General features: G+C 71.4%; 21 protein-coding genes. 15 read left to right on the plus strand and 6 right to left on the minus strand.

Annotated features, from left to right (window positions below; genetic code table 11):
• Positions 1–5: 5 nt before the first annotated feature.
• The 5 genes from BT341_RS11005 to BT341_RS11025 all read left to right on the plus strand — a co-directional run bounded on the left by BT341_RS11005 (position 6) and on the right by BT341_RS11025 (position 5121).
• A complete protein-coding gene (locus BT341_RS11005; RefSeq protein WP_072476185.1) occupies positions 6–806 on the plus strand; it encodes an inositol monophosphatase family protein in 801 nt (266 codons plus the stop codon).
• 140 nt (positions 807–946) lie between these two features.
• Positions 947–2428, plus strand: a complete 1482-nt coding sequence (locus BT341_RS11010) for a serine/threonine-protein kinase (RefSeq protein ID WP_072476186.1) — start codon at positions 947–949, stop codon at positions 2426–2428.
• A gap of 86 nt (positions 2429–2514) precedes the next feature.
• The gene (locus BT341_RS11015) at positions 2515–3573 is read left to right on the plus strand and encodes a glycosyltransferase (protein WP_072476187.1); all 1059 of its coding nucleotides are present in this window, start codon (positions 2515–2517) and stop codon (positions 3571–3573) included.
• 40 nt (positions 3574–3613) lie between these two features.
• Positions 3614–4159 (plus strand): DUF4231 domain-containing protein, encoded by a 546-nt coding sequence (locus tag BT341_RS11020; RefSeq protein ID WP_072476188.1) that lies wholly within the window; start codon positions 3614–3616, stop codon positions 4157–4159.
• Between the two features lie 44 nt (positions 4160–4203).
• Entirely contained in the window at positions 4204–5121 is a 918-nt protein-coding gene (locus tag BT341_RS11025) for an RNA polymerase subunit sigma-70 (protein ID WP_281255978.1), read from the plus strand.
• A 39-nt stretch (positions 5122–5160) separates the two neighbouring features.
• Here the strand turns inward: BT341_RS11025 and BT341_RS11030 are convergent, their stop codons facing one another.
• The 3 genes from BT341_RS11030 to BT341_RS11040 all read right to left on the minus strand — a co-directional run bounded on the left by BT341_RS11030 (position 5161) and on the right by BT341_RS11040 (position 10285).
• Entirely contained in the window at positions 5161–8403 is a 3243-nt protein-coding gene (locus tag BT341_RS11030) for a GH92 family glycosyl hydrolase (RefSeq protein WP_072476190.1), read from the minus strand.
• A 107-nt stretch (positions 8404–8510) separates the two neighbouring features.
• Positions 8511–9134: a response regulator gene (locus tag BT341_RS11035; protein ID WP_072476191.1), complete on the minus strand. Its 624-nt coding sequence runs from the start codon at positions 9132–9134 to the stop codon at positions 8511–8513.
• On the minus strand, positions 9131–10285 hold the full coding sequence (locus BT341_RS11040) for a sensor histidine kinase (protein ID WP_072476192.1): 1155 nt from the start codon (positions 10283–10285) through the stop codon (positions 9131–9133). The genes BT341_RS11035 and BT341_RS11040 overlap by 4 nt, the downstream gene beginning before the upstream one ends.
• Before the next feature lie 104 nt (positions 10286–10389).
• Here BT341_RS11040 and BT341_RS11045 point away from each other — a divergent pair, with 104 nt between their 5' ends.
• The gene (locus BT341_RS11045) at positions 10390–10905 is read left to right on the plus strand and encodes a GlcG/HbpS family heme-binding protein (RefSeq protein ID WP_072476193.1); all 516 of its coding nucleotides are present in this window, start codon (positions 10390–10392) and stop codon (positions 10903–10905) included.
• 14 nt (positions 10906–10919) lie between these two features.
• A complete protein-coding gene (locus tag BT341_RS11050; RefSeq protein ID WP_072476194.1) occupies positions 10920–12131 on the plus strand; it encodes an amidohydrolase family protein in 1212 nt (403 codons plus the stop codon).
• On the opposite strand, the gene BT341_RS11055 is transcribed toward BT341_RS11050, so the two are convergent.
• Positions 12121–12972 (minus strand): LysR family transcriptional regulator, encoded by an 852-nt coding sequence (locus tag BT341_RS11055; protein ID WP_072476195.1) that lies wholly within the window; start codon positions 12970–12972, stop codon positions 12121–12123. The genes BT341_RS11050 and BT341_RS11055 overlap by 11 nt on opposite strands.
• 82 nt (positions 12973–13054) lie before the next feature.
• Here BT341_RS11055 and BT341_RS11060 point away from each other — a divergent pair, with 82 nt between their 5' ends.
• Positions 13055–14323: an MFS transporter gene (locus BT341_RS11060; protein WP_072476196.1), complete on the plus strand. Its 1269-nt coding sequence runs from the start codon at positions 13055–13057 to the stop codon at positions 14321–14323.
• On the opposite strand, the gene BT341_RS11065 is transcribed toward BT341_RS11060, so the two are convergent.
• A complete protein-coding gene (locus tag BT341_RS11065) occupies positions 14287–15444 on the minus strand; it encodes a pyridoxal phosphate-dependent aminotransferase (protein WP_072476197.1) in 1158 nt (385 codons plus the stop codon). The genes BT341_RS11060 and BT341_RS11065 overlap by 37 nt on opposite strands.
• Before the next feature lie 50 nt (positions 15445–15494).
• Here BT341_RS11065 and BT341_RS11070 point away from each other — a divergent pair, with 50 nt between their 5' ends.
• The 7 genes from BT341_RS11070 to BT341_RS11100 all read left to right on the plus strand — a co-directional run bounded on the left by BT341_RS11070 (position 15495) and on the right by BT341_RS11100 (position 23743).
• Positions 15495–16046 carry a helix-turn-helix domain-containing protein gene (locus BT341_RS11070; RefSeq protein ID WP_072476198.1) on the plus strand — a complete coding sequence of 184 codons (552 nt, stop codon included), beginning with the start codon at positions 15495–15497 and terminating at the stop codon, positions 16044–16046.
• A gap of 99 nt (positions 16047–16145) precedes the next feature.
• Positions 16146–16745 carry a TIR domain-containing protein gene (locus BT341_RS11075; RefSeq protein ID WP_072481897.1) on the plus strand — a complete coding sequence of 200 codons (600 nt, stop codon included), beginning with the start codon at positions 16146–16148 and terminating at the stop codon, positions 16743–16745.
• Positions 16742–18361, plus strand: coding sequence for a CATRA system-associated protein (locus BT341_RS11080; protein ID WP_245804935.1), 1620 nt, complete (start codon positions 16742–16744; stop codon positions 18359–18361). Before BT341_RS11075 ends, BT341_RS11080 begins: the two co-directional genes overlap by 4 nt.
• An 11-nt stretch (positions 18362–18372) precedes the next feature.
• Positions 18373–18990 carry a hypothetical protein gene (locus tag BT341_RS11085; RefSeq protein ID WP_072476200.1) on the plus strand — a complete coding sequence of 206 codons (618 nt, stop codon included), beginning with the start codon at positions 18373–18375 and terminating at the stop codon, positions 18988–18990.
• A complete protein-coding gene (locus tag BT341_RS11090) occupies positions 18987–22085 on the plus strand; it encodes a helicase HerA domain-containing protein (RefSeq protein ID WP_072476201.1) in 3099 nt (1032 codons plus the stop codon). Before BT341_RS11085 ends, BT341_RS11090 begins: the two co-directional genes overlap by 4 nt.
• 173 nt (positions 22086–22258) lie before the next feature.
• Positions 22259–22441: a hypothetical protein gene (locus BT341_RS11095; RefSeq protein ID WP_072476202.1), complete on the plus strand. Its 183-nt coding sequence runs from the start codon at positions 22259–22261 to the stop codon at positions 22439–22441.
• A 99-nt stretch (positions 22442–22540) separates the two neighbouring features.
• A complete protein-coding gene (locus BT341_RS11100; protein ID WP_084743198.1) occupies positions 22541–23743 on the plus strand; it encodes a helix-turn-helix domain-containing protein in 1203 nt (400 codons plus the stop codon).
• Between the two features lie 2 nt (positions 23744–23745).
• Here BT341_RS11100 and BT341_RS11105 read toward each other — a convergent pair whose 3' ends face one another.
• Positions 23746–26652, minus strand: coding sequence for an AfsR/SARP family transcriptional regulator (locus BT341_RS11105; RefSeq protein WP_245804936.1), 2907 nt, complete (start codon positions 26650–26652; stop codon positions 23746–23748).
• Between the last annotated feature and the right edge of the window lie 110 nt (positions 26653–26762).

The following is a 26762-nucleotide window of genomic DNA, read 5'->3' on the forward strand; positions in this document are numbered from 1 at the left end:
GAGTCATGAGCGAGCATGCCGCACTACTCGACGTCGCGCGCGAAGCCGTGGCGAAGGCGACCGAGATCGTCCGGTCGCGTCCCCGTTTTTCCGTTTCCGCGAAAGGTGATCGCGACCTGGTGACCGACGTCGACACGGCGGTCGAGGACGCGCTGCGGGAGTTCCTCACCGCCGAGACGCCGGAGATCGGCGTGCTCGGCGAAGAGCGCGGCCGCAGCGGCGACGGCGGCGGCCGCTGGTGGGCGCTCGACCCGATCGACGGCACCGCGAACTTCGCCCGCGGAATTCCGCTCTGCGGGATTTCCCTGGCACTGGTCGACGGCGAGCACAGCGCGGTCGCCGCGATCGCGCTGCCGTATCTCGGCGTCACGTACACCGCCGCGCGCGGCGAAGGTGCTTTCGCGAACGGAGAGCGCGTCGGCGCGTCGAACGCGACGGAGTTGCCGGAAGCGATGATCGCCGTCGGCGACTTCGCGATCGGGCGGCTCGCCGAGGAGAAGAACGAGACGCGCCTGCGGCTGCTTTCGGATCTCGGCGCGCGGGCGCAGAAGATCCGGATGCTCGGCACGGCGGCGATCGACCTCGCCTGGGTGGCGGACGGAAAGCTCGACGCCGCACTGATCTTGTCCAACAATCCGTGGGACACCATGGCCGGCGTGCTCCTCGTCCGCGAAGCGGGTGGAGCCGTCATCGACCACGACGGCAGCGAGCACACGGTCGGTTCTTCGTCGACGATCGCCGTCGCCGCGGGACTGCGCAAGGAGATCGTGGACGCACTTGATCGCGCGCACGCGGTTGTTCGTTAAGATTCCGGGTACCCGGGTGGGCGGCACCACAGCAGGCGATTGCGCTGCCCGCGCAAGGTTTTCGGTTACGTTGGTACCGGCCGGCGGGTGATACTGGCATGCCGGCCGGATCTCGTCGGCACACTTGGTGAGAATGGTGGATGCTCGTGGAAAGTCGCCGGATCCGCGATCGGTACCGGCTGCTCGAGCCGATCGGCGGCGGGGCGATGGGCACCGTCTGGCGCGCCCAGGACGAGATGCTCGATCGCACGGTGGCGATCAAGGAGCTCGTGCTGCCGCACGACCACGACGAGCACCGCACCGAAGAGGCGAAGAACCGCGCGATGCGCGAAGCGCGGATCGCCGCCCGGCTGCAGCATTCCCACGCGATCACGGTGTTCGCCGTCCTCGAGGAGGAGGACCGGCCGTGGTTGATCATGGAGTACCTGCCGTCGAAAAGTTTCGCGGTCCTCGTCCGCGAGGAGCCGACCACGGTGGACGACGCCATCCGCGTCGGCGCGCAGATCAGCTCGGCACTGGCCGGCGCGCACCGCGCCGGGATCGTGCACCGCGACGTGAAGCCGGCGAACATCCTCGTCTCCGAGGACGGCACGGCGAAGATCACCGACTTCGGCATCTCCCGCGCGATCGGTGACGTCAAGCTGACGGCCACCGGCGAGATCGCCGGCACGCCCGCGTTCCTCGCGCCCGAGGTGGCCCGCGGGGAGGACGCGAGCTTCGCCGCCGACGTCTTCTCGCTCGGCGCCACGCTGTACGCCGCCGTCGAGGGCCAGTCGCCGTACGGCACGGCCGACAACCCGATCGCGTTGCTCTACAAGGCCTCCAGCGGCGAGATCGTGCCGCCGGAGAAGGCGGGCAGGCTGACCCCGCTGCTGCTGCGGATGCTCGCCTCCGATCCGGCCGGGCGGCCCTCGATGGACGAGGTCGAGCAGGAGCTGCGTGCGATGCTCCCGGACGCGGAACCCGGCTCGTCGGTCCTCGCGGCGACGATCCCGGAGACCGAGGCGCCTGCGGTGGCCGCCCTGCCGACGGTGCCGGCCACCGCCGGCGCGCCGATGGCCGGGGAGGTCGCCGCGGTGACGCCGGGCGCCCGCAAGGGCCTGATCGCCGTCGGCGCGGGCGCGGCGCTGCTGTGCGTCGCGGTCGTCGTGGCGATCTTGCTGGTCGTGCGCCAGAGACCGCCGCAGGACAACGCCGCCCCGCCACCGTCGCCGCAGCCGTCGTCCTCGGCTTCCGTGACGCCTTCACCCTCGGCTTCGCCTTCGCCGTCCCCCTCGCCGACGCCCACGACCTCCACGCCGCCGACGCAGCCCACGGTCTCGACCGTGGCCTCGGCGAAGACCGCGGCGGACGCCCTCAAGGGCTACTACGCACTCCTGCCGAGCAACCCCGCGGAGGCGTGGAAGCTGCTCACGGACAACTTCAAGGCTTCCCGCCACCAGACGTACGAGACGTACAGGGACTTCTGGGGGCGGTACCGGTCGGTCGAGGTGAGCAACGTGAAGGAGGCCGGCCCGAACCGGGTCACCGCGCACGTCACCTACGACGGCGGAAACGGCGAGAACGACACTTTCACCATGGTCCAGGTGAACGGCGTTTGGATGATTGACGGCCAGGGCTGAACCTTCGCGCGTCCGGCCGCGTGTGACGGGTGAGCCGTCCCGCCGTCGATCCCGCTGGAGGTTGAGCGATGAGGCCTGCCGACCCGATGGTGTTCATCCTCCCGGCCGCACCGCCGGACAGCGACACCTACGACAAGCGGATGTGCCAGAACCTGCCCGCCGTCGGCCAGCCCGTGCTGGAGCTGCCGATCGCCGGTGACTGGCCGGAGCCCGGCGCGACGGCCCGGCGGCGCCTGGCGCGGTCGCTGGCCGCGCTGCCGGATCGGACGGTCGTGCTGCTCGACGGCGTGGTCGCGGCCGGCGTGCCGGAGATCGTCGTCCCGCACGCGCGGCGGCTGCGGCTGGCCGTGCTCGTGCACCAGGCACTGGCGGACGAGCCCGGTCTCGACCCGGCGCACGCGGCGGAGCTGGACGCGGCCGAGCGCGAGACGCTGCGGATGGCCGGGATGGTCGTCGCCACGAGCCCGTGGCTCGCGCGGTTGCTGATCGACCGCCACGACCTGGACCCGGGCCGCGTCTACGTCGCCAAGCCCGGCACCGACGCGGCCCCGCTGGCGGCCGGCGCCGACGGCGTCTCCCGGCTGCTGTGCGTCGGCGACGTCACCCGCCGCAACGGCCAGGACGTGCTGGTCCAGGCCCTCGGCGAGGTCGGCCACCTCGCGCTGTCCTGCGTCGTGGTCGGCTCGCTCCAGGCGGACCCGGCGTACGTCGACGAGCTGAACTGGTCGATCGAGCGGCTCGGCCTCGGCGGCCGGATCACGCTCGCCGGTGACGCCGTCGACCTCGGCGCCGCCTACAACGCCGCCGACCTGCTGGTGCTGCCGGCGCGCGCGGCGACGTCCGGCATGTTCGTCGCCCAGGCGCTGGCCCGCGGCATCCCGGTGCTGGCCGCCGAGGTCGGCGGGATGTACGACGCGCTGGGGGTCGACGCCGACGGCGAGATGCCGGGCCTGCTCGTCGAGCCGGACGACCCGTTCGCGCTGGCCGACGCGCTGCACCGCTGGTACGCCGACGCCGAGCTGCGCCGGTCGCTGCGCACCGCGGCGCTGGGCCGGGGCAGCGCGCTGGAGGAGTGGGACGTCGCCGCGCGGCGGCTCACCCAGGCGCTGTCGAGGCTCGCGTCCGAACCCCGCATCGTCGCCTGACGGCCTTGCCGGAGTGCTGAGAATCCACGAATCTGGCGCGATGGCGCCCCAGTCTCCGCGGCCCGACCGCCACCTCGACTCCGAACGCGGGTTCCTCGAAGTCGCCGGGCGCGACCCGGACCGCCCGCTGCGCGACCAGCTGCTCGGCTTCCGCGACCTCGTGTCGGCCGACATGGACTGGGCCGACAGCCGGAAGCGGCGGTTCCGGCGGCGGGCGTCGGTGGTGCGCGTGGCCGCGCTGCTGCTCACCGCGGCGTCGACCGTGGTGCTCGGCATCCAGGAGATCCCGGCGCGGGCGTCGATCGCGCTGCCGATGGTCGCGCTGGTCACCGTGCTCACCGGGCTCGAGACGTTCTTCAACTGGCGCTCGCGCTGGGTGCTGATGGAGGAGACGCGCTACAACCTGAACCGGATCCGCGACGAGATGGACTACTACATCGTCGGGACGCCGACGGCCGAGCTGAGCCGCGAGCGGCTGCAGGAGTTCTTCGACCGCCACCAGACGACCTGGGCCGACGCCAGCCGCCGGTGGATCGAGTTCCGCAGGCTCGACCGGCCACCGCAGTCGCCGGAAATCCGCGCCTGAGCCGATTCCTTTCGCCGTCCGCGCCGGTCGGCAAGAGTGTGGACGTGGATTTCGAGCCGTACCGGCGTGAACTGCTGGCGCACTGCTACCGCATGCTCGGCACGCCCGACGAGGCCGAGGACGTCGTGCAGGAGACCTACCTGCGCGCGTTGCGGGCGTACGACCGTTTCGAGGGCCGCGCGTCGCTGCGCTCGTGGCTCTACCGCATCGCGACGAACGCGTGCCTCACCGCGCTGGAGCAGCGGCGACGGCGGCCGCTGCCGTCCGGGCTGGGCGCGCCGTCGGCCGATCCGGACGCCCCGCCGATCCCGGCCGAACCGGGCGACGCCTGGCCGCGGCCGATCCCGGACGCGCTGGTCACGCCGGAGTCCGCCGACCCGGCGGCGATCGCGGTGGCCCGCGACGGCGTCCGGCTCGCGCTGATCGCGGGGTTGCAGCTGCTGCCGCCGCGGCAGCGGGCGGTGCTGATCCTGCGTGAGGTGCTGGCGTTCCCGGCGGCCGAGGTCGCGGAGATGCTCGGCACGTCGGTGGCGGCCGTGAAGAGCACCCTCCAGCGGGCGCGGGCCCGGCTCGGCTCGGCGGCGGAGGTCGGCGAGCCGACCGAGCCCGAGCAGCGCGCCCTGCTGGACCGGTACATGAGCGCGTTCATGAACTCGGACCTCGCGGCGCTGGAGCAGGTGCTGCGCGACGACGCCGTGATCGAGCCGGTCCCGTCCCGGACGTGGTTCACCGGAAAGCGGACTTGCGTCGCATTCTTGCGACACGTAATGGGCGAGCCGGGCGAGTGGCGGATGACGCCGGCCCGCGCGAACGGCCAGCCCGCGGCGGCGGTCCGGTACCGCGGCGAGCCGTTCGGCGTGGCGGTGCTGACGGTGGCGCAGGGCGGCATCGCCCGCATCACCGTCTTCGGCTTCCCCGACCTGGTGGCACGGTTCGAGCCTGCCGCGGCTGGTCGTGAGTGAGAAACAGGGTTGGCACCCTGCTTCTCACTCACGACCGGGTCAGGCCAGGGTGAGCGCGTAGATCTCCACCCGCGGGTCGTTCGGCAGGCTCAGCGACTGCAGCGTCTTGCCGCCGTCGAGGGTCGCCGAGATGCCGAACAGCCGGACCGGCGGGCCGTCCACGCCGCTGCCCGCCTTGATGCGGTGCGGCATGTCGAGGACCACCGACGAGCCCGAGCCCGCCCAGTCGGCGAAGGTCAGGGCGAGGTCGGCGCTCGTGCCGTCCGTGTAGTGCGCGGTCACCGTCGTCGACACCGGGCCGTTGTGCGACGACCCGACGATCCGCAGCGCGGTGTGCTGTCCCGCCGGGAGCAGCAGCGACTGGCCGCGGGCTTCGACGAAGTTCGCCGCCGTTCCCGAGGGGTCCGGTGCCGCGTACGTGACGCCGTCCCACGTCACCGGGCCCGGCGGCGGCAACAGCGCAGCGTCGTAGCTCCAGCCGCTGCCGTCGAAGTTGCCCTCGGTCGAGGCCGCGACCGTCGCCGTTCCGTCGTGGTTGCGGTCACGGCCCAGGTCGACCGCGCACTGCGGCCCGGAGGTGGCACACGCCGAAGGTGTCCGGACCTCGACCGAAGCCGGCCGCGTGACGCTGTTCGCGCCCAGTCCGTCCACCTTGACCTGGACCGGATAGGTGCCGAGCGCGGTCCCGGCGGGCACGGTCACCGTGATCGGCACGGTCTGCTGCACCGGCAGCCGTCCGGACCAGATCAGCTTCAGCCGGTCGGCCTGCACCTTCCAGCCGTCCGGCGCGGTCGCCGAAACCGTCACCGGCTGCAGGCCCGGGTTCTGCGCGAGAACGTCCAGGTCGAGATGCACCTGCTGCGCCGCGCCGGCCGGGATCACCACGGACGTCTGCCGCAGTGACGCGTCGACGTGCCGCCGCAGGTCGCCGACGGCGTTGTTCACCGACGGCGGCTCGCTCGTCGTGCCCCACGCCGACGGCTTCGACCCCAGCTGGTGGTTCAGGGTTCCGCCGTGCGCGATGGCGGCCCAGTCCAGCGAGGTCTGCCGGACGTCGCGGCCGTTGAGCGACACGCTCTGGATGTACCGGTTGGTGTCGCTCGCGCCCGGCGCGTTCACGGTGAGCGTGCCGCCCTGCGCGCGGCCGTACTGTCCGATCCGGACGGTCGCCGACTCGAACTGCGGGCTCGACAGCGCGAGGAAGTTCGCGCCGCTCATCGTGGGGTACAGCCCGAGCGACGAGAAGACGTACCAGGCGGACATCGTGCCGAGGTCGTCGTTGCCGGTCATGCCGTCCGGGCCGGTGGTGAACAGCGTCATCGCCGCGCGGACGACGGTCGCCGTCTTCGCCGGCGCGCCCGCCCACAGGTACATGTACGGCGCGAGCAGGTCGGGCTCGTTGTTCGGGTTGTACGTCGCCTTGCCGTAGTAGTCGTACGGGCTGGCGATCCAGTCCTTTCGGGCGGTGCCGGCCGGGTCCTTCAGCAGGTTGCCGTAGGCGAAGAAGTCGTCGAGCCGCTTCTCGGTCGCCGGCTTGCCGCCCATCAGCGAGACGAGCCCGGCCGGGTCCTGCGGCACGAGCCACTGGTACTGGTAGGCGCCGCCTTCGTGGAACTGGTGGTCGGCGTCGACCGGGTTGTACGGCGTCAGCCAGGTGCCCTCGGTGGTGCGTGGGCGGAACTGGCCGATCGAAGAGTCCCAGAGATTCTTGTACCACTGGCCGCGGTCGGCGAACATCTTCGCGTCGGCCTGGTGGCCGAGGCCACGGGCCATCAGCGCGAGGGCCGCGTCGGCCGCCGAGTACTCCATGGTCGCCGACGCCGGGTGCTCGCAGTCGTTGTCGCCGCCCTTGGCCGCGCAGTCCGTGCCGAGCGTCAACCCGCTCGGGATGTAGCCGCGGTCGTTGTAGAAGTTCACGCCGGAGCGGCCGTTGTACGGCGAATCGGCGGGCGGCGTGCTCGTCGCGTTCTTCTTGAGCAGCGCGTACGCCTCTTCTTCGTGCCCGGCGAGCAGGCCCTTCGACCACGCTTCGACGAGGAACGGCGTCACCGGGTCGCCGGTCATGATGTTGGTTTCACTCTCGGCCAGCGCCCAGCGCGGCAGCCACCCGCCGTCGCGGCCGATGGCCACGACCGACAGCGCGACGTCTCGCGCGACCTGCGGTTCGAGCAGTTCGAGGAGCTGGTTCTGCGGCCGGTAGGTGTCCCACAGCGAGAAGTTCTGGTACGGCGTGTAGCCGCTCGCGGTGTGCACCTTGCCGTCGAAGCCGGTGTAGCTCCCGTCGGTGTCGCCGGCCAGGTTCGGGTGCAGCTGCGCGTGGTAGAGCGCGGTGTAGAACGCCGTCTGCCGCTCGGTCGTGCCCCCGGCGATCTTGATGGCACCGAGCTTGTCGGCCCACTGCTGGTGCAGCGCGGCGCGGGTGGCGTCGAAGTCGTAGCTGTCGTGCGTTTCGGCGGCCAGGTTCTTCCGCGCGCCGTCGAGGCCGGTGTAGGACAGGCCGACCTTGAGCACGACGTCGTGGTCGGTCGTGGCGTCGAAGCTCGCCCAGGCGCCGTTGCTGCCGGTACCCGCGGCGTCGCGGCTGCCCGGCGTGCGCGCCGACCCGCGCCAGGTGCCGAACGAGCTGAACGGCCGGTCGAAGGTGGCGGTGAAGTAGACGGTGTGCTCGTCGTGCCCGGCGCAGAACCCGCCGGCGCGGACGCGGCCTTCGAGGGTGCGGTCGCCGACGACGTGGATCTCGGAGTCCTTGACGGACTGGTTGGCCTGGCCGGTGTTGAACAGGACGTTCGCCTGCCCGGTCGCGGGGAAGGTGTAGCGCTGCCAGCCGGTGCGCGCGGTGGCCGTCAGCTCGGCGTCGATGCCGTACTTCTTCAGGCCGACGCGGTAGTAGCCGGGTTCGGCGTGCTCGTCGTCGTGGCTGTATTCGGACCTGTAGGCGTTCTTGTCAACGTTGTCGACAGCTCCGGTCGTCGGCATGACCGGCAGCTCGCCCATGACGCCGCAGCCGACGCCGGACAGGTGTGTCTGGCTGAAGCCGTAGATCGCGTTCTGCAGGTAGTCGTAGCCGCCCTGGCCACCGGTGTCCGGGCTGACCTGCACCATGCCGAAGGGCGCGCTCGCGCCGGGGAACGTGTTGCCGAAGTTCTGCGTGCCGACGAACGGGTTGACCAGGCTCACCGGATCCGCCGTCGCCGGCGCCGCCTGGGCCACGGCGGGCGCCAGGCCGGCGACCACCACCCCGGCGGCCACCGCGGCGGCCATCCGTCTGCTCTGCGACCACATGGGCGCACCTCCAGGAGATGACAACGTTGTCAAAAGCGGACCGGGGATCGGGTCCGCGGTCGGTGTGCAGCTTTCCACCTGGATGCGCGTTTGAGAAGACCCGCGGTTCAGTCCAGCAGCCGCTGTTCCTTGGCCACGGCGACCGCCCCGGCGCGGGTGTCGACGCCGAGCTTGGCGTAGATGCGGCTCAGGTGGGTCTTGACGGTGGCTTCGCTGATGAACAGCGCACGGGCGATCTCGCGGTTGCCGAGTCCCTGGGCGAGCTGGCGGAGGATGTCGCGCTCGCGGCCGGTGAGGGCCGGGCGCGGGGCACGCAGCTGGGCCATCATGCGGTCGGCGACCGGCGGGGACACGGCGGTGCGGCCGGCCGCGGCCGCCTCGATCGCCGCGTACAGCTCGCCGGCCGACCCGGCCTTGAGGAGGTAACCGGTGGCGCCCGCGGCGATGGCGCGGCTGATGTCCGCGTCGGTGTCGTAGGTCGTCAGGACGAGGATCCGCGGCGCGCCGGGGCCGCCGCGGATCCGGCGCGTGGCCTCGATCCCGTCGATCCCGGCGCCGAGCTGGATGTCCATCAGGACGACGTCCGGCGCGACGACCGCGGCGGCCGCGACGGCTTCCTCCCCGGTCGCCGCCTCGGCGACGACCTCGACGCCGTCCGCGCCCGCCAGCAGGGCACGCAGGCCGGCGCGCACGACGGCGTGGTCGTCGCAGACGAGGACGCGGATGCTCACGAGGCCGCCAGCGGGATCGCGGCCGAAACCACCGTGCCGTGGCCGGGCGCGGACTCCACGGTCAGCCTGCCCCCGAGCTGCTGGGCGCGCACCCGCATGGCCGGCAGCCCGTGCCCGCGGCCGTCCGCGGCCGGCGCCGGTTCGACGAATCCCCGCCCGTCGTCGGCGACGTCGAGCACGACCTGGTCGTCGAGGTGGGTGAGGGTGAGCACGACATGGCCGGCGTCCGCGTGCTCGCGCGCGTTGGCCAGCGCGCCCTGGGCGATGCGGACCAAAGTGGACTGGACCCGCTCCGGCAGCGGCCGGACGGCGCCGTCGACGCGCACCTCGACCGGCAGCCCGGCCCGGCCGGCCACGGCGTGCAGCGCCTCTTCGAGCGACGCGCCGGCGAGGTCGGCGGGCGCGAGGTCCTGCACGAGCCGGCGGGCCTCCGCGAGGTTGCCGGCGCCGATGCGCTGCGCCGCGTGCAGGTGCTCGCGGGCCAGCTCGGGCCGCGCCCACGCCTGGTCGGCGGCCTGCAGCAGCATGGCCTGGCTGGACAGGCCCTGCGCGAGGGCGTCGTGCAGCTCCCGGGACACCCGGTGCCGCTCGGCCAGCACCCCGGCGCGGCGCTCGGATTCGCGCAGCCGCTCGGCTTGGCGGCGCATGTAGGTGATCACCGCGGCGGTGACCGCGGCGATGGCGATCGGCACGATGGTCAGGTTCGGGTCGAAGCCGTCGGCCAGCCGGTTCTCCGAGACGACCACGAGCGCGGTGACCACGGTGACCAGGGCGAGGGCCTGCCCGGCCGGCAGGGTGCGCAGGCCGGTGATGAGCAACGGGATCGCGGACCACGCGAAACTCGGCGCGAGCACGACCAGCACCACCCAGAGCGCGAGGACGACGGTCAGCCAGACGAGGTGCCGGTCGATCAGCCGGCCGGCACCGTACGCGACGACCAGCGCGACGGTGAACCCGAGCACCCACGGCGCCAGCGGGCTGCCGTCGTGGTGCGTCAGGAACCGGACCGCCGACGCGAGCACCAGCAGGAAGAAGGCCGAGTGCATCACCACGGCGAGCCGGCGCGTGTCGGCGTCGGCTCCGGTCATGCCGTCCATGCTCGCTCCTTCCGCCCGCGACACCAGCGTCGACCCGGCCGGGAGGGCGCGCATCAGCCGATCGGATGACCCGGCGGTCGGCCGGGACGACGACCGGAAGGCGCCCTCGGCGGGGTGAAGCTGGAGTCACCGAATCCCCGGAACTCCAGGAGCAGAGCATGATCTCGACCCGTACCCGCATCGCAGCCACCGTCGCCGGGCTCGCCGCGGTCGGCGTCACCACCGTCGGTGCCGTGTCGGCCACCGCGGCGCCGTCCGGCGGCAAGGACGTCGTCCAGACGTCGCACCTGACGATCGGCGCCGCGCAGAAGGCCGCGCAGGCCGCCCTGGACGCCGCCGGCAAAGCGGGGCAGCACGTCTCGGTCGCGGTCGTGGACCGTGACGGCAACACCATCCTGACCCTGCGCGGCGACGGCGCGGGCCCGCAGTCCTACAGCTCGGCGCAGCGGAAGGCGTTCACGGCGGTTTCCTGGAACGCGAAGACGTCCGAACTGGCCGGTCGCCTGCAGCAGACCCCGACGTTGAAGGACATCGACGGCACGCTGTTCCTGGCCGGCGCGGTCCCGGTGACCGCGGGCGCCACCCCGATCGCCGCGGTCGGCGTCGCCGGCGCGCCGTCCGGTGCGCAGGACGAGGCCTTCGCGCAGGCCGGCGTGGACGCCATCGGCAAGTGACTACCGTGTCTCGCATGATGATCCGTGACGTCCGCCCGTGGGGTGGCGAGCGCAGTGACGTCGAGGTGGCCGGTGCCCGGATCGCCGCGGTCCGGCCGCACGACCCCGCCACTCCTGCGCCGCCGGGCGCGGTCGAGGGCCGGGGCCGCCTGCTGTTCCCGGCGTTCAGCGACGTCCACGTGCACCTCGACTCGACGCGGATCGGGCTGCCGTTCCGGCCGCACACCGGTGGCCCCGGCGTGTGGGCGATGATGCTGAACGACCGTCGCCACTGGCGGACGGCGGAGGTCCCGCTGCCCGAGCGGGTGGCGGGCACGCTGGAGCGGATGATCGCCAACGGCACCACGCGCGTCCGCACGTACGCGCAGGTCGACGTCGACTGCCGGCTGGAGAAGCTCGACGCCGTGCTGGCCGCGAAGGAGAAGTTCGCCGGCCAGGCCGAGGTGCACGTCATGGCGTTCGCGCAGGCCGGCATCCTGCGCGAGCCGGGCACGCTGGACGTCCTCGACGCGGCGATGCGCTCCGGCGCCACGGTGATCGGCGGCATCGATCCGTGCACTGTGGACAGAGACCCCAAGGGGCACCTGGACGCCGTGTTCGGCCTGGCCGAGAAGTACCAGGCGGAGGTGGACATCCACCTGCACGAGCCCGGCCATCTCGGCCTGTTCTCGACCGACCTGGTGATCGAGCGCACGAAGGCGCTGGACATGCGGGGCAAGGTGAGCATGTCCCACGCCTACGACCTCGGCTCGATCTCCGAGCCGGTCAGCCGCCGGGTCATCGACGACTTCGCGGAGCTGGACATCGCGATGACGACGGTGGCGCCGTCGGTGTCGGGCCAGTTGCCGTTGCCCGACCTGGTTTCCGCCGGCGTGCGGGTCGGGCTCGGCGAGGACGGCCAGCGCGACTACTGGAGCCCCTACGGCAACTGCGACCTGCTGGACCGCACGTGGCAGCTGGCCTTCACCAACGGCTTCCGCCGCGACGAGCACATCGAGCTGGCACTGGCGGTCGCGACGATGGGTGGCGCGTCGATCATGAGCCACGACGTGCCGCGGCTGGCGGGCGTCGCCGACCGGCCGGGCCTGGCGGCCGGTGACCGCGCGGACCTGGTGCTGGTGGACGGCGAAACCCCGACGAGTGCGGTGATGGACCGCGGGAAGGACCGGACCGTGCTGCACGACGGCGTCGTCGTGGCCGACGGGTTGGCCGTCCTCAAGCCCTGACGAGCCCGCCGGCGGTGGCGAGCAGCGCGGCGATGGCCGGCTTGTTCTCGTCGCGCCGCCGCCACGTCATGGTGACGGTGGTCGTCCGCCCGGCCAGGGGGACGGCCACCGCGCCCGGGTGGTCGACCATCGCGGGCACGATCGCGCACCCGAGCCCGGCCGCCACGCACCGGCCGAGGGCGGCGAGGCTGCCGACCTCCGTGCCGACGACGGGACCGTCGATCCGGTCCAGCATCTCGCGGAAGCCGCAGCCTTTCGGCGTGGCGAGGAAGCCGACGCCGCGGAGGTCGCCGGGCCGGATCTCTTCCTTGCCCGCCAGCGGATGTCCGGGCGGCGCGAGCACCACGAGCGGTTCCTCGCCGAGCGTCCGGCTCGCGAAGGCGGGATCGCCCGGCGCGTCACCGAAGGTGAGACAGACGTCCACTTCGGACTCCCGGACGCCGTGGTACAGCTCGCCGCGGCCGCCTTCGGTGACGGAGATCCGCACGCGCGGCCACTTCGCCCGGTAGGCGCCGAGGAGCGACGGGACCCAGTGCGTGCACAGGGTTTCGAGGGCGCCGATGGTCAGGTCGCCTTCCGGCTCACCGCGTTCTTCGTCCACGGCGGCCTTGGCTTCTTCGGCGAGGGAAAGCATCTGGTCGGCGTATCCGACGAGCCGTTCCCCGGCGGCGGTGAGCCTGAGGCGGCGCTCCCGGTGGAACAGCTTCGACCCGAGCTCGGCTTCGAGGGCCTGGATCTGTTCGGTGACGCTGGACTGCGCGTAGTGCAGCTCGGCGGCGGCCCGGGTGAAGTTGAGCGTCCGCGCGACCACGCGGAAGGTGCGCAGGTGGCGCAGTTCCATGGCATCCCCCATCGGCGTTCCCGATGCCTGCCATCGTAACTGCCTGCTTCCGCCGGTGTCACGGAGCGTCCAGGCTGGCGGGGTGGCAAGACTCCTCATCGGCCTTTCCCTGGGCTACTTCCTGGTCATGCTGGACACGACGATCGTGACCGTGGCGCTGCCGGCCATGTCGCCGTCGCTGTCGGAACAGCAATGGATTTCGAACGGCTACACGCTGACGTTCGCGGCGTTCCTGCTGACGGCGGGGGCGTGGTCCGACCGCTTCGGCGCCCGCCGGGTGTTCTTCACCGGGCTGGCGGCGTTCGCCGTGCTGTCGGGCCTGTCGGCGCTGGCGTTCTCGGCGGCGATGGTGATCGCGCTGCGGGTGTTGCTGGGCGTCGCGGGCGCGTTGCTGGTGCCGTCGTCGCTGTCCCTCATCGCGACGGCGTACCCGGTGCCCGCCGCGCGCGCCAAGGCAATGGGCGTGTGGGCGGCGTTGAGCGGAACGGGCCTGGTGGCGGGCCCGCTGCTGGGCGGCGTCCTGACGCAGGCGTTCGGCTGGCGCGCGATCTTCCTGGTGAACGTCCCGGCGGCGCTGATCGCCCTGGCCTTGTCGGCGGCGGCGCCCGCGACGCCACCCAAGCCGGGCCGCACGGACGTGACCGGCCAGGTCTCGGCGATCGTCGCTTTGTCGACGTTGACGTACGCGCTGGTCGAAGGCCGGCCATGGGTGCTGGCGCTGTCGGCGGTGGCGGCCGCGGTGTTCGTGGCCGCCCAGCGCCGTCCGGACGCGATGTTCCCACCGCGGCTGCTCTCCAGGGGCTTGCTGGCGGGCGCGATCGTGAACTTCGGCCTGTCGGGCGTGCTGTTCGTGCTGTCGCTGTATTTCCAGGAGACCCGCGGTTATTCGCCGTCGTCGACGGGCTTGGCGTTCCTGCCGCTGACCATCCCGACGGCGTTCAACCCGATTTTCACCGGCCGCCTGGTGGCCCGGATCGGCCCGCGAGTACCGGCGGTGTCGGGTTTCGCGCTGATGGCTTCGGGCACGTTCCTCCAGGCGTTTTCCTCATCGGCTGTGTTGTCGGTGATCGCGTTGGCACTGCTGGGGTTCGGAGTGTCGTTGGCCATCCCGTCCCTGCTGACGGCGGTGGTCGGCTCGGCACCTCGCGAGCTGGCAGGAATCGCGGGCGGAGCGTTGAACGCGTCACGCCAGACGGGCGCGGTGATCGGAGTGGCGGCACTGGGCGCGGTCCTGAACGCGACGACACCGACGACGGCGCTCGCCACCGCCGGGGTCGTGCTGTGCGCCGGCGCGGCGATAGTCGCGTGGGAGCCTCAGAAGGCGGCCGCGAACCGCGCCCCCAGGTCCTGAAGGCGTTCGACGGGTTCATTGGCGAACACGAGACGCAGGTACCGGTCCGCGGACGGTCCCCAGCCGGTCATCGGCGTCGCGGCGACCCGGCCTCGGTCGAAGAGCCGGGCCGAGGCTTCGGCCGCGCTGAGCCCGAGCTCCGCGACGTCGACGAGCAGTGACCAGCCGCCGTCAGGTCGGACAACGGGATAGCCGTCCAGCTGCCGCAGCACGGTCTCGCATCGCGTACGCCAGGTCGTCACGGCGCGGGCGACGTCGGCGTCGGCGTCGTCCGCGGCGAGCGCCGCGGCGACGCCCTGCTGCGCGATTCCCACTTGGCAGACGACGTTCGTGAGCCCGACGAGCGCGATGTCGGCGAGGATCGGCGCGGGCCCGACGACCCAGCCGACCCGCCAGCCGATCATCCGCAGTTCCTTCGCCGCCGAGCCGATCGTGACCACGCGATCGGCGAGGCCGGGATGGCTCGCGGGGTGCAGCGGCGGACGGCCGTCGAACCGGATGCGCTCCATGGCCGCGTCGTAGAGCACCCAGGCGCCGTGTTCCCGCACCGGGGCGGCGAGCGCGTCGAGGTGCGCGGGCTCGAGCACGGCCCCCGTGGGCATGGCGGGCCCCATCAGCAGGACAGCGGCCGTGCGCGGTCCCACCGCGGCGGCGAGTTCGCCGGGATCGGTGCGCCACCCGCCGGGGGTCGGTGTCGCCCGGACGTGCCGGGGCACGCCACCGGCCAACCGGACCCGGTTGATCAGCCCGGCGTAGATGGGGTCGCTCAGGACGACCTCGCGACCGGGCTCCACCACGGCGAGCAGGCTGTTGAGGATGCCGTTGAGGCCGCCGGCGACGCTGACGCACTCCGTGCCGGGGTCGTAATCGAGTCCGGCGAGCCTGCCGACGTGGGCTGCGGCCGCCCGGCGCAGATCGTGGTGTCCCTCGAAGGGCAGGTAGCTGTTGGCCGCGTCCTGCCCGATGGCCTCGCGAGTCACCTCGACCGCGATCCGTGGCGGCGGAACGTCGGTGTCGAGGTTCTCCATGCGCAGAAGCTCCGGGTCCCGGGCGGCGTCGGCTCGATCGCCGACGACGTTGACGCCGATGCCGGGGATGTCCTTCAGCCTGCTGACGACCATCGGCACTCCTTGACTGGTTCAGTGGTCACTGTGGCTGTCATACTAGGCACATGGACCAGTCGCCGACCAGCCCGCTCGCGTTCAACCTCCGCCGTCTCCGCAAGGCCCGCGGCCTCACGGTGGTCGACCTGGCCCGGACATCCCGAACGGCCCGCGCGACGTTGACCCAGCTCGAAGCGGGCACCGGCAACCCGACTTTGGAAACGCTGTACGCGTTGGCGAACGCGCTCGGAGTGCCATTGGCGGACCTGATCGCAGAGCGGCCGCCGGCGCCACCGAGCCGGGTGACCCGCCGCGGCGAAGGGGTTCGCGTAGCGGGGAAGTCGGTGGAGGCGTGGCTCCTGGACCGCACACCGGCGGCGGAGATCTACGACTTCACGCTGACCACGTCCGAGATCCAGCAATCGGAACCGCACCCACCGGGAACCTGGGAGCACCTCCACCTCCACACCGGCCGCATCCGAACCGGCCCGGCGGAATCACCGATCGAGTTGGGCCCAGGCGATTACGCCGCCTTCGCGGCGGACGTCGCGCATGTCTACGAACGCATCGGAACGGCACGGGTGACCGGCACTCTGATCATCACGCGAGAGTCGCCGTAGCTGGTGTCCACTTTTTAGCCAGTTTTTGGCAGGTCGGGCAGGATTTGACCACTTTTTCGCCCTGTTCTGCCGCTGTTGGATCTGCCTATCATCGACTGCGTGTCCGGCTACAAGTACGACGTGTTCATCAGCTACAGCCGTCACGGAAGTGCGCCTAAATGGCTGAAGAACCATTTCTATCCGAAGGTCCAGGATTGTCTCATCGACCACATGACGTCGACGCCGAAGATCTTCATGGACAAGACGATGGAGCGAGCGGTCGACTGGCCGGCGGCGCTGGAGAAGGCGCTTCGGTGCAGTAAGATCATGATAGCCGTGCTGACGCCGCGGTACTTCCAGTCACCTTGGTGCATGGCGGAACTGCGGAGCATGCGCGCCCGGGAAAGGCAGCTCGGACTGGCGAGTCAGGAGCGGCCGCAAGGCCTGATCTACCCGATCCTGTATTCGGACTCGGAAAACTTCCCGGAGGAGGAGGGCCTGCGGCGATCGTGGTGGGATTTCAAGAAACTCTCCATGCCTGAACCGGTGTTCCAGGAGAGCCGGGACTGGCCGCTGTTCCACAACACGGTCCTCGAGCTCGCCCGGGATCTGTCCGAGCTGATCCGGCAGGTGCCGCCATGGCAGCCGGACTGGCCCGACGTCGAGCGCCCCGACCCGGTGTTGATACCGCCACCGCCGATTCCGAGGTTCGGCATATGACCGGGACCGTTGTCACCTTCTACTCGTACAAGGGTGGCGTCGGACGGAGTTTCACGCTCGCGAACATCGCCGTCCTCCTCGCCCGATGGGGCCACCGGGTCCTCGCGGTCGACTGGGACCTGGAGGCACCCGGACTCCACCACTACTTCCGGCCGCTGCTGTCCAGGCCGCCCCGCGGAGGGGTGGTCGATCTCGCCGACGATTTCCTGGCCTGCGGTAACCCCCACGACCACGCCATCCCGCTGGACCTCGCGGTGGACGGCTCGGTGGCACTCCTGGCGGCGGGACGGGACGACGCGGACTACACGCGGCGTGTGCAAAGCCTCGACTGGGAAGACCTGTACCGCCGGGGGTTCGCGGAGTTCCTGGAACGGCGCCGCGAGGAGTGGACCGAGAACTACGACTTCGTGCTCATCGACAGCCGGACGGGCATCTCCGACAGCGGCGGCATCTGCACCGCACACCTGCCCGATTGGCTGGTCGTCCTGTTCACGGCGAACCAGCAGAGCGTCGACGGCGTCGTGGACATCGCGCGGCGGGCCGACGCGGCCCGCGACCGCCTGCCCTACGACCGGCAGCCCCACCTCGTCCTGCCGATCCTGTCCCGGCTGGACAACCGGGTGGAGTACGAGAGGGCCGAAGCCTGGCAGGAACGCTGTGCCGAAGCGACCGCCTCGCTGTTCCGGAATTGGCTCGACAAGAGCGTCTCGCAGGAACAGATGCTGAGGCACACCACTGTGCCGTACGTGTCGTACTGGAGTTTCGGCGAGCAGCTGCCCGTCTTGGAAGAACCGTCGCCGTCGGCGGACCAGGTCTCCTTTTCGCTGGAAACCGTGGCCGCGGTGCTGGCCCATCAGTTCGACCGCACGGCGTTGCTGGCGGACAACCGTGACGCCTACGTCGCCGCGGCACGGTCGCACCGGCAGTCGTACGACCTGGACCTGCTCGTGTCGAGCCCACGACCTGCGCAACGGATCGCCAACCAGCTGATCGAGGAACTGAAGACGCTCGGCTTGCGCGTCGATCGGTCGTTGTCCGGTGATCCCGAGTTCCTCGAACAGAGCAGCGATCCGGCCGAGCACCTCTGCCTCATCGTCGACGGAGTGGTGAGCCGCTGGCAGGCGAGCGAGGCCGAGCGCTTCCTGCGGCACGCCCTCGACACCGGCGGCAGGCAGCTGTTCTGCGTGCTGACCGGCCGGACCGACCGCGAGCAGTTGCCGCCTTTCCTGCAGAACCTTCGGCTTTTCGTGCTGGACGCGGCTTCGCGACCCAGGCAGGTGGCACGCCAGCTGCACGAAATCGTCACCGACGGGCCGCCGAATCGCACGGACGCGGACCAGGCGGTGTTGCAGGACGCCGCGGCCGCGTTGCGCGGGGTGCCGGAGGAGCTGACCCACCAAGGGCGCTGGGCCATCGTCGAGCAGACCGTCCGCGACATGACCGCGGCGCTGGATCAGGGAGATGTGGCGTTGCTCAAGGACCTGACGGTCGACCTGGAGCTGCTCAACGACGTCCGGGCCAACGGAAGCCGGTTCGCGGCACCGGCCGGATTGCGTGCGTACATCGACGCGCTGATCAACCGGCTCCACCGCCGGATCGAGGCGTACACCAACTGAAGGAGCGGGGAATGGCGGAACGGTACGGGACCCACGAGCGGGCAGCGCTGCTCTTGCTGCTGATCGAGGGGAGGGCGATCCCCAACGTCGAGATGAGGAAGGACCACGGCATCGAGCTGACCCCGGCCGGTCGCGCGAAGCTCAACAAGGCGGGCTTGCTCGTGACCCGGACGGTGGGCAGGCGGCTGGTGCACGAGATCACGCCGGCGGGCGAACGCTGGTGTGAGGAAGCGCTGGCCACCATCGAGACCCCGCCGCGGGCCGGGGCGCTGGCCCGGATCGGGTTCGAGTGGCTGCGCTCGATCGCCGGGTACCTGCGCGAGCACGACATCCGCCTCCGGCAGGTGCTGGGCGGGAGTGGCGGGACGAACCTGGAGACGCTGATCCGCGCCGCCTACCGCGAGTTGTCCGACGAGCCGCAGGACTGGGTGCGGCTGGCCAAGCTCCGTCCCAAGCTCAACGGTGCGGACAAGGACGAGGTGGACAAGGTGCTCCTGGAGATGACCCGGACCGGGCTCGTCCACCTCGCGCAGTCCGCGAACCGCAAGGCGCTCACCGACGCCGACCACGCCGCCGCCATCCGGATCGGCAGCGAGGAAAAGCATCTCGTGGCGATCGAGGAATCATGACCGAGGAGCTGCGTCAAGCGCTCGCCGCGGTGCGGTTCAACTCCGCGGAGACGCCGGATGACGTCTGGGTCGTGTCGCCCTTCCACGTGGAAGGACTGCACACGAGAGCCGAGCAGCGCATTCACGCCAGCATGGCCGATGCGAAGGCGAGCACCGGCCCGAGCCCGATCGGCCTCACGCTGCAGGGGCAGAAAGGTGTGGGGAAGACCCACCTGCTCGGCCGGGTCAGGCAGGCGGCTCAGCGCGACGGCGGTTATTTCTTCCTGATCGACCTCACGACCGGTCCCGCCTTCTGGGAAGACGTCACCCGCGCCATGCGGAGCGAACTGTGGCGGCCGGACGACGACGGAGAAGTCCAGCTGACCAAGCTGCTGACCCGGTTGTGCGATGCGGCGAAGGTGCCCGAGCCGGTGGCCGCGGCGGTGCTCGGCCGGACTTCCCTGTCCGTGGACGACCTGCATGGTTTCGTCGTGGCGCTCCGCCGGCTCGACGCCCAGGTCGCGGTCGAGTGCGCGGACACTGTCCGTGCGCTGGTGCTTTACAACGCCGTCGACAGCAAGCAGATGAAGATCGGAACCGACTACCTCACCGGTCTGGCCGAGGCGGCCGACGGCGATCGGCAGGCGTGGGGCATCCACCCGCAGCCGAAGTCGCACCGCGCGCTCGTCACCGAGATCTCCCGGGTGCTCGCGCTCACCGGGCACAGCGTCGTCGCGATCGACCAGCTCGATTCGCTGGTCAACAAGGCGCACACGGCGATCGACGACCAAGTGGACGCGGAACTGGCCGGCGAGCTCACCCTGATCGCGGACGGGTTGATGCAGTTGCGGGAGACGACGCGGCGAACCCTGTCGATCGTCGCCTGCCTGCCCGACACGTGGAGCATCCTGAATTCGGTGATCACCGCCACCGTCTCCGATCGGTTCACGAAGACACCGTTGCTCGGGGCCATCGCCGATCCGCGGCTCGGCGAGGCGCTGGTGGCGAAATGGCTCACGACGATCTACGCCCGCGCGGGGTTCGTGCCTCCCCACCCCACCTGGCCGGTCGCGCCCAGCGCGTTCGGTGAGGCTTGGCGCACCTACACGCCGAGGCAGCTGCTGCGGCGAGTGCAGGAGCACGCCGAAGCGTGCTTGAACGGCGAGATCCGCGAACTGCGGTCGTTCGAGGAAGCACCCGTCGAACCGGCCGAAGCACCGCAGGCAAGCCACTCGGAGCCGGACTACTTCGCCGAGTTCGACCGGCAGTTCGACGAGCTGTGGAAAAGCGCCGACGTCGCCGCCGCGTTGAACCAGCACACCGAGGACGACATCATGCCCGAACTGCTGCACGCGGGCCTGCGGTCGTGGATCACCGAGGTCGGCAACGACGACCGGTCGTGGGAGACCGAGCCGCCGCCGGACGGCGGCAACCAGCTGCACGCCGGGCTGCGCAGGACGCTGAACGAGGAACGGGACATCGCCGAACGCTGGGCGTTTCGCGCCATCGCTCCCCGCCACGGCAACGGCATCCTGCGCCGCATCCGGGACGCCAAGGAAGCCGCGGGCATCCGCGACGGCGTGCGCAACCGGCACCTGGTGCTGATCCACCACGGGTCGAAGGGCTGGACCGGCGGCAAGACCAAGGTCCTGGTCGGTGAACTGGCCCGCGCGGGCAGCCCGCGCGTGGAAATCAAGGAGGACGACGTCAGGGCCTTCTGGGCGCTCAAGCAGATGCTCACCAGGCAGAGCTACGAGCTGCTGAACTGGCTGGTGTCGCGCAAGCCGGCGAGCCGGACGAACCTGCTGCGGCAGATCCTCCCCGGCCCGGCGCAGACCCGGAGCAACCAGCGGGAGACCCGTCCGCCGCCGGTGGCGTCCGCGGCCGGTGCCACCTCCGGTGACATCGTCCTCGGGTTGGACGGTGAGATCCGCATCGAACTCGAGTCCCTGCGGAAGCACGCCGTCATCTTCGCCGGCTCCGGGACGGGGAAGACCGTCCTGCTCCGCCGGATCGTCGAGGAGTGCGCGTTGAGGGGCGTGTCGGCGATCGTGCTGGATCCGAACAACGACCTCGCCCGGCTCGGCGATGCCTGGCCGGAAGCGCCCGGAGGCTGGCGCGCCGGTGACGCGGACAGCGCCGCCGATTACCTGGCCAACACCGAGGTCGTCGTCTGGACTCCCGGGCGTGCTGCCGGGCGGCCGCTCAGTTTCCACCCCCTCCCCGACTTCGCCGGCGTGCGCGACGACGAAGACGAGTTCGCCGCCGCCGTCGAAGCGGCTGTGGCGCGGTTGATTCCGCACGCCAGGGTCAGTGGCGGAGCGAAAAGCGCCATCCGCGGCCAAGCCGTGCTGCGCGAAGCTTTGACGCACTACGCGCGGAACGAGTCGCGGAGCCTTTCCGGGTTCGTCGACCTGCTCGCCGACCTGCCGATCGGGGTCAGCAAGCTGGCCACCGGCACGAAGACCGCTGCCGATCTGGCCGAAACCCTGCGGGCCGCGATGGTCAACGATCCGCTGCTCGGTGGCTCCGGCGAGCCGGCCGACCCCGCCGCGCTGCTCACCCCGGGGCCCGGCAAGCGGGCGCGGATTTCGGTGATCAGTTTCGTCGGGCTGCCTTCCGACGAACAGCGGCAGGGGTTCGTCAGCCAGCTCCAGCTCGAGGTGTTCGCCTGGATCAAGCACAACCCCGCGGCCGATCGGCCGCTCGGCGGGCTGTTCGTCATGGACGAAGCCCAGACGATCGCGCCGTCCGGTGGCTGGACGGCGAGCACGCAGAGCACCATCATGCTGGCCTCCCAGGCCCGCAAGTACGGGCTCGGCCTGCTGCTCGCCACCCAGGCGCCGAAGGGGCTGCACAACCAGATCACCGGCAACGCGACCACGCAGTTCTTCGGCCGCCTGAACAGCCCGGCCCAGATCGCCGCGGCGAACGACATGGCCAGGGCCAAGGGCAGCACCGTCGGGGACATCTCACGCCTGGAACGCGGACAGTTCTACGTCACGGGGGAGACGTTCGGGTTCCGGTCCATGCGTGCTCCGCTGTGCCTGAGTCACCACCCGCCCAGCCCGTTGCGGCTCGAGGAAGTGCTCGAGCGCGCCCGCGACGGCCGCTGACCCGAAGGCCGCGTTCCGGCACGGGACGCGGCCTTCGTGCTTTCCCGTTGCCCGCTCGTCCGGGAAACGGTCAACTCCTTGTCGGCGAATCGCCGCTGACGAATCCTGATTGCAGGGCGCGGAAATTCCGCACAGTGCCCTGATAAATCGCCCTTTTTCAAGGAGGATTCGTCATGTCCTTGTCCAAGAAACTGGCCAGAATCGGTGGCCCCGTGCTCGCGCTGTGCATCGTCGCGGCGGCGCCGGTGATCGGCTCCGCAGCGGCGTACGCGGACGGCGACGGCGGGACGCCGCCGCCCGTGACCACCACCACTCCGCCGCCGGCGGGTACGGACGGCAACCCCTGGCACGGCTGACCGGTGCCGGTCCGGCCGCGACGGGTTCGCGGCCGGACCGGCAATTGCGTGCGGCGGGCGAAAATGGTGTACTCGGACACGGCCGGAATGGAGGTCCGCATGGCTCAATCTTTTGGCGCACTGCTGCGGGAATTTCGCGCAGCCGCCGGGATGTCGATGGGTGAGCTGGCCAAGCGGGTCCACTACAGCAAGGGCTACATCAGCAAGATCGAGAACGACCTGAAGCCGCCGAACCCCATGCTGGCGCGGATCTGCGACAGCGTGCTGGACGCCGGTGGCACGCTCATCGAATCGGCACGCGACGCGCGGGCGCGCGCCCAGTCGGCGAACACGCTCGACCGCCGCCGGATGCTGGCCGGCGCGGGAGCGGTCCTCGGCATCGCGCTGGCGGGCGGCCCGCGTCCGATCCTCGACGAACGCGCGGTCACCGGGCTGCGGGCGTCCTTCGAGCAGCTGCGCGCGCTCGGAATGCAGACCAGTCCGGCCGTGGTCCTCGAGTCACTGGTCACCCAGACACACACGGTGCACGCACTGGCCAGGGGAAACCCCGAGCCGATCCGGTCACGGCTGCTGCTGCTGGCCGCCCGGATGGCCGAGTACACCGGGTGGCTGAGCCAGGAAGCGGGCAACGACGAAGTCGCGTTGTCGTGGACGCGGCACGCCGCCGAACTCGCCCGGGCCGGAGGTGACCGGGAGATCGCCGGCTACGCCTACGTCCGGGAGGCCGGGCTGGCGCTGTACCGGCACGACCCGATCAGCGCCATCGATCTCGCCGAGCAGGCACAGCGGCTGGGGCACGCCGGTTCGCGGACCTTCGGCTTGGCCGCCCGGCGGGAGGCCCAGGGCCACGCGCTGGCCGGCGACCGGGATGCCTTCGAGCGGGCGATGGACCGCGCGGCGGACGCGCTGCGGTCGTCGGCTGCGGACACGACGGACTACCCGGTGCTCGGGACGACCGCGCCGGATCCGCTCGCCCTCGCCCGCGGCTGGTCGCTCGCCGACCTCGGCAAGCCCGGCGAGTCGGCCGCCTTGCTGAGCGCCCAGCTGCCCGGGATCCCCGTGACGAACCGCCGGACCAGGGCGCGGTTCGGCGTCCGCCGGTCGCTGGCCCACGCACTGGACGGCGAAATCGACGAGAGCTGCCGGACGCTGGCCGAGACGATCGACGACGTCGCCCACGTCGACTCCGCGACCGTCCGCACCGACCTGCGGGAACTGGCCCGGTGCCTCAGCCGGTGGCGCGGTCACCACACGGTCCGTGAGGTCTATCCCGAGCTGAACCGCGTGCTGCACCGGCATTGACCTCAGCCGGAGCCGCAGGCGCACATCAAGGACGCTCGTTTCTCGCGCACCGCACCGGCTTCCGGCAAGTCCAGCGCGTCGAATTCCGTCTCCGCGGCAGTCCAGTGGGCGACGGCTTCTTCGTGCTTTCCCATCGAGTGCAGCGTTTCCGCGACCCCGCGGTGGGCACGGGCCTGGTAAGCGCGGTTTCCGGCCCCGTCGGCCAGGTCCAGCGCCGCCTTGCTCGCCGCGAGCGCTTCCCGGTGGGCGCCCTGGGCGAGGGCCGTCGCTCCGCGGTCCAGGTAGAGCTGGGTGCGCAGGTCGGTGTCCGGCACGTTCGCCGCCACCTCGCGGGCCTTGTCGTGGTAGCGCACCGCTTCGGCGAACCGGCCCTGCCGGCGGTGCACGTTGCCGATGTTGTTCAGCGCGTAGGCCTCGACGCAGCGGTCGCCGACCTCGGCGGCGTGCGCGTGCGCCTCCGTGTAGCCGGCCAGCGCCTCCGTCAGCAGGCCGAGGTGTTCCTGCACGGACCCGAGGTTGTTCAACGCGTGCGCGAGACCCTGGACGTGCCCGATCTCGCGCAGCATCCGCGCCGCGGCCGAATGCTGGCCCAGCGCGGCGTCGAAGTTGCCGTGCAGCTCGTTGAGGTACCCGAGCATGCTGAGCGCGTGGGCCTCGCCGCGCCGGTCTTCGGTCTGCTCGTACTTCGCCAGCGCCGCTTCGAGGTGGGCCATCGCCTGGTCGTGCTTGCCCAGCTCCATCGTCGGAATCGCCAGCGCGCACAACGTCGCCGCCTCGCCGCGCGTGTCGCCGAGGCGTCGCCACTTCGGCAGCGCCTGTGCTGCCAGCTCCAGCGCTTCGGACAGGCGTCCGCGCCGGTCGTGCGCCGTCGCCAGGCGCAGCAGTACGTGGGCCTGGCCGTAGTCGTCGCCCGCCGGGACAGTCCGCCACGCGAGTTCCAGGGTGCCGATCCAGTCTTCGAACTGGTTGGTCGTGTTGAAAAAGCGCCACAACAGCACCGCCAGCCGCCAGGTGTGCCCGGGCAGGTCGTGGCGGGCGGCGTAGCGGATGGCGGCGACGAGGTTGTCGCGCTCCGCGGCGATCCACCGCAGCGCGGCGCCGGCGTCGGCGAAGACCGGCGTCACCGGGCAGGAACGATCCGTCGACGGCAGCTGCGCGCGGTCGAAGGGGTACGCCGCGCCGACCGCGGCCGCCAGCGTCACCAGGTAGAAGTCGAGCAGCCGCACCAGCGCCTGCCGCGGCGCGGGCTCGACCGCGGCGAACTCCTTGAGCGGGTCCAGCATCTGGTACCGCTCGGGCGCGGCCTCCTCCAGGAGGCTGACCTCGTGCAGGTCGTCGAGCAGCTCACGCGCCTCGGCGACGTCGCAGCCGGCCAGCGCCGCGCCGCCGGCGACGTCGACGTCCGGCCCGGGCAGGCTGCCCAGCAGCCGGAACATGGCCCGCTGCGGCTCGCCGAGCTGCTGGTAGGACACCCGGACGGCGGCGATGCCGTCGTCCTCACCCCACGGCCCGCCCTCCTCCAGCAGGTGGAGCAGGTGGTCCAGCGGCCACCCGGCGTGCCGCCGGAACAGCGCGGCCGCCACCCGGACGGGCATCGGCAGGAACCCGCACCGCTTGACGATCAGCGCCACCTCGGCCGCCCGGCCGCGCACCCGCGGCGGGTCGGTCAGCGCGTGGAACAGCTCGGCCGCTTCTTCCGGCGGCAACGGCGAAAGCCGGACGGGTTCGCCGGTGTCCGCGTCGCCCATCCGGCGGCTCGTGACGATCGCCAGGCAGCCGTCGGCTTCCGGCAGCAGCGGCCGGATCTGCTCGGCCGACGCGGCGTTGTCCAGCACGACCAGCGTGCGGGTGCCCCACAACGTCGTCTGGTAGAGCGAAACCTTGCGGCCGACGGTGGCGGGGATCTGCTCGGCCGGCACGCCGAGTTCGATCAGCAGCTCGGTGAGCGCGTCGCCGACGCTGGTCTCGGCCACTCCGGGTGTGAAGCCGTTGAGCCGGGCGAGGAGCTGGCCGTCGGGAAACCGGTCACGCAGGCGGTGCGCCGCTTCGACGGCCAGGCCGGTCTTGCCGACGCCCGGCGCGCCGCTCACCCAGACCGCGCGCCGCCCGGCCGCGGCGGCCGCCTCGATCGCGGCGAGTTCCGCGGCACGCCCGGTGAACCCGCCGGGCCGGGAAGGCAGTGAGCTGGGCGGGTCACCGTGCTCGGCGCGCGCGGCGAGGTTGCGCAGCACCGGTCCCGGTTCCATGCGCAGCCCGGCGAGGGCGTCGTGGGTGCTGCGGAACACGCGCAACGCGCCCATCCGGTCGCCGCCCGCGAGCAGCGCGCGCATGAGGAGTTCGGCGTGCTTCTGGCTGGCCGGGTCGGACCGGACGAGCGGCCGCAGCCGGTCGCGCGCCGAACGGTGGTCACCGATGCCCAGCTCCAGCTCGGCGAGGTCGCCGACGGCGTCGGAAAGGCTTTCCTCGGGGAACACGACGTCCGGGCCGCCGACCCGGTCGATGTCGATGTCCTCGAGGAACCGCCCGCGCCACAGGGCGACGGCTTCGCGCAGCAGCTCGATCGCCTGGCGCGGATCACCGGTCCGGCCGGCTTCGGCACGCAGCCGCGTGAACCGGACGGTGTCCAGCTGGTCGTCGCCGAGCCGCAGCAAGTACCCGGTCGGGGTCGTCTCGATGCTGACGTCGCCGGCGTCCTGGACGACGTCGCGCAGCCGCTTGATGTAGCCGCGCACCAGCGTGGGCTTCGTTTCGCGGCCGGCCCAGACGATCTCGGTGAGCCGCGCGGTCGACACCGGCTTGTTCGCGTTCAGCAGCAGCACGACGAGGACGAACCGCTGCTGCTGGTCACCCAGCGGCACCGGCACGCCGTCGTGCCATGCCTCGAGCGGGCCGAGCATCCGGAATTCCACGCAGCCTCCCCGGGCGTCAGCTTGCATTCCCCCGGTGATGTCGCGCAATCGGCCGTCGGGGTTTCCGAAATCCGCATTTCTTCCACCTTCGGTACACGCGCGCTTGCCAG

The sequence above is a fragment of the Amycolatopsis australiensis genome (genome assembly GCF_900119165.1).
Taxonomy (GTDB): domain Bacteria; phylum Actinomycetota; class Actinomycetes; order Mycobacteriales; family Pseudonocardiaceae; genus Amycolatopsis; species Amycolatopsis australiensis.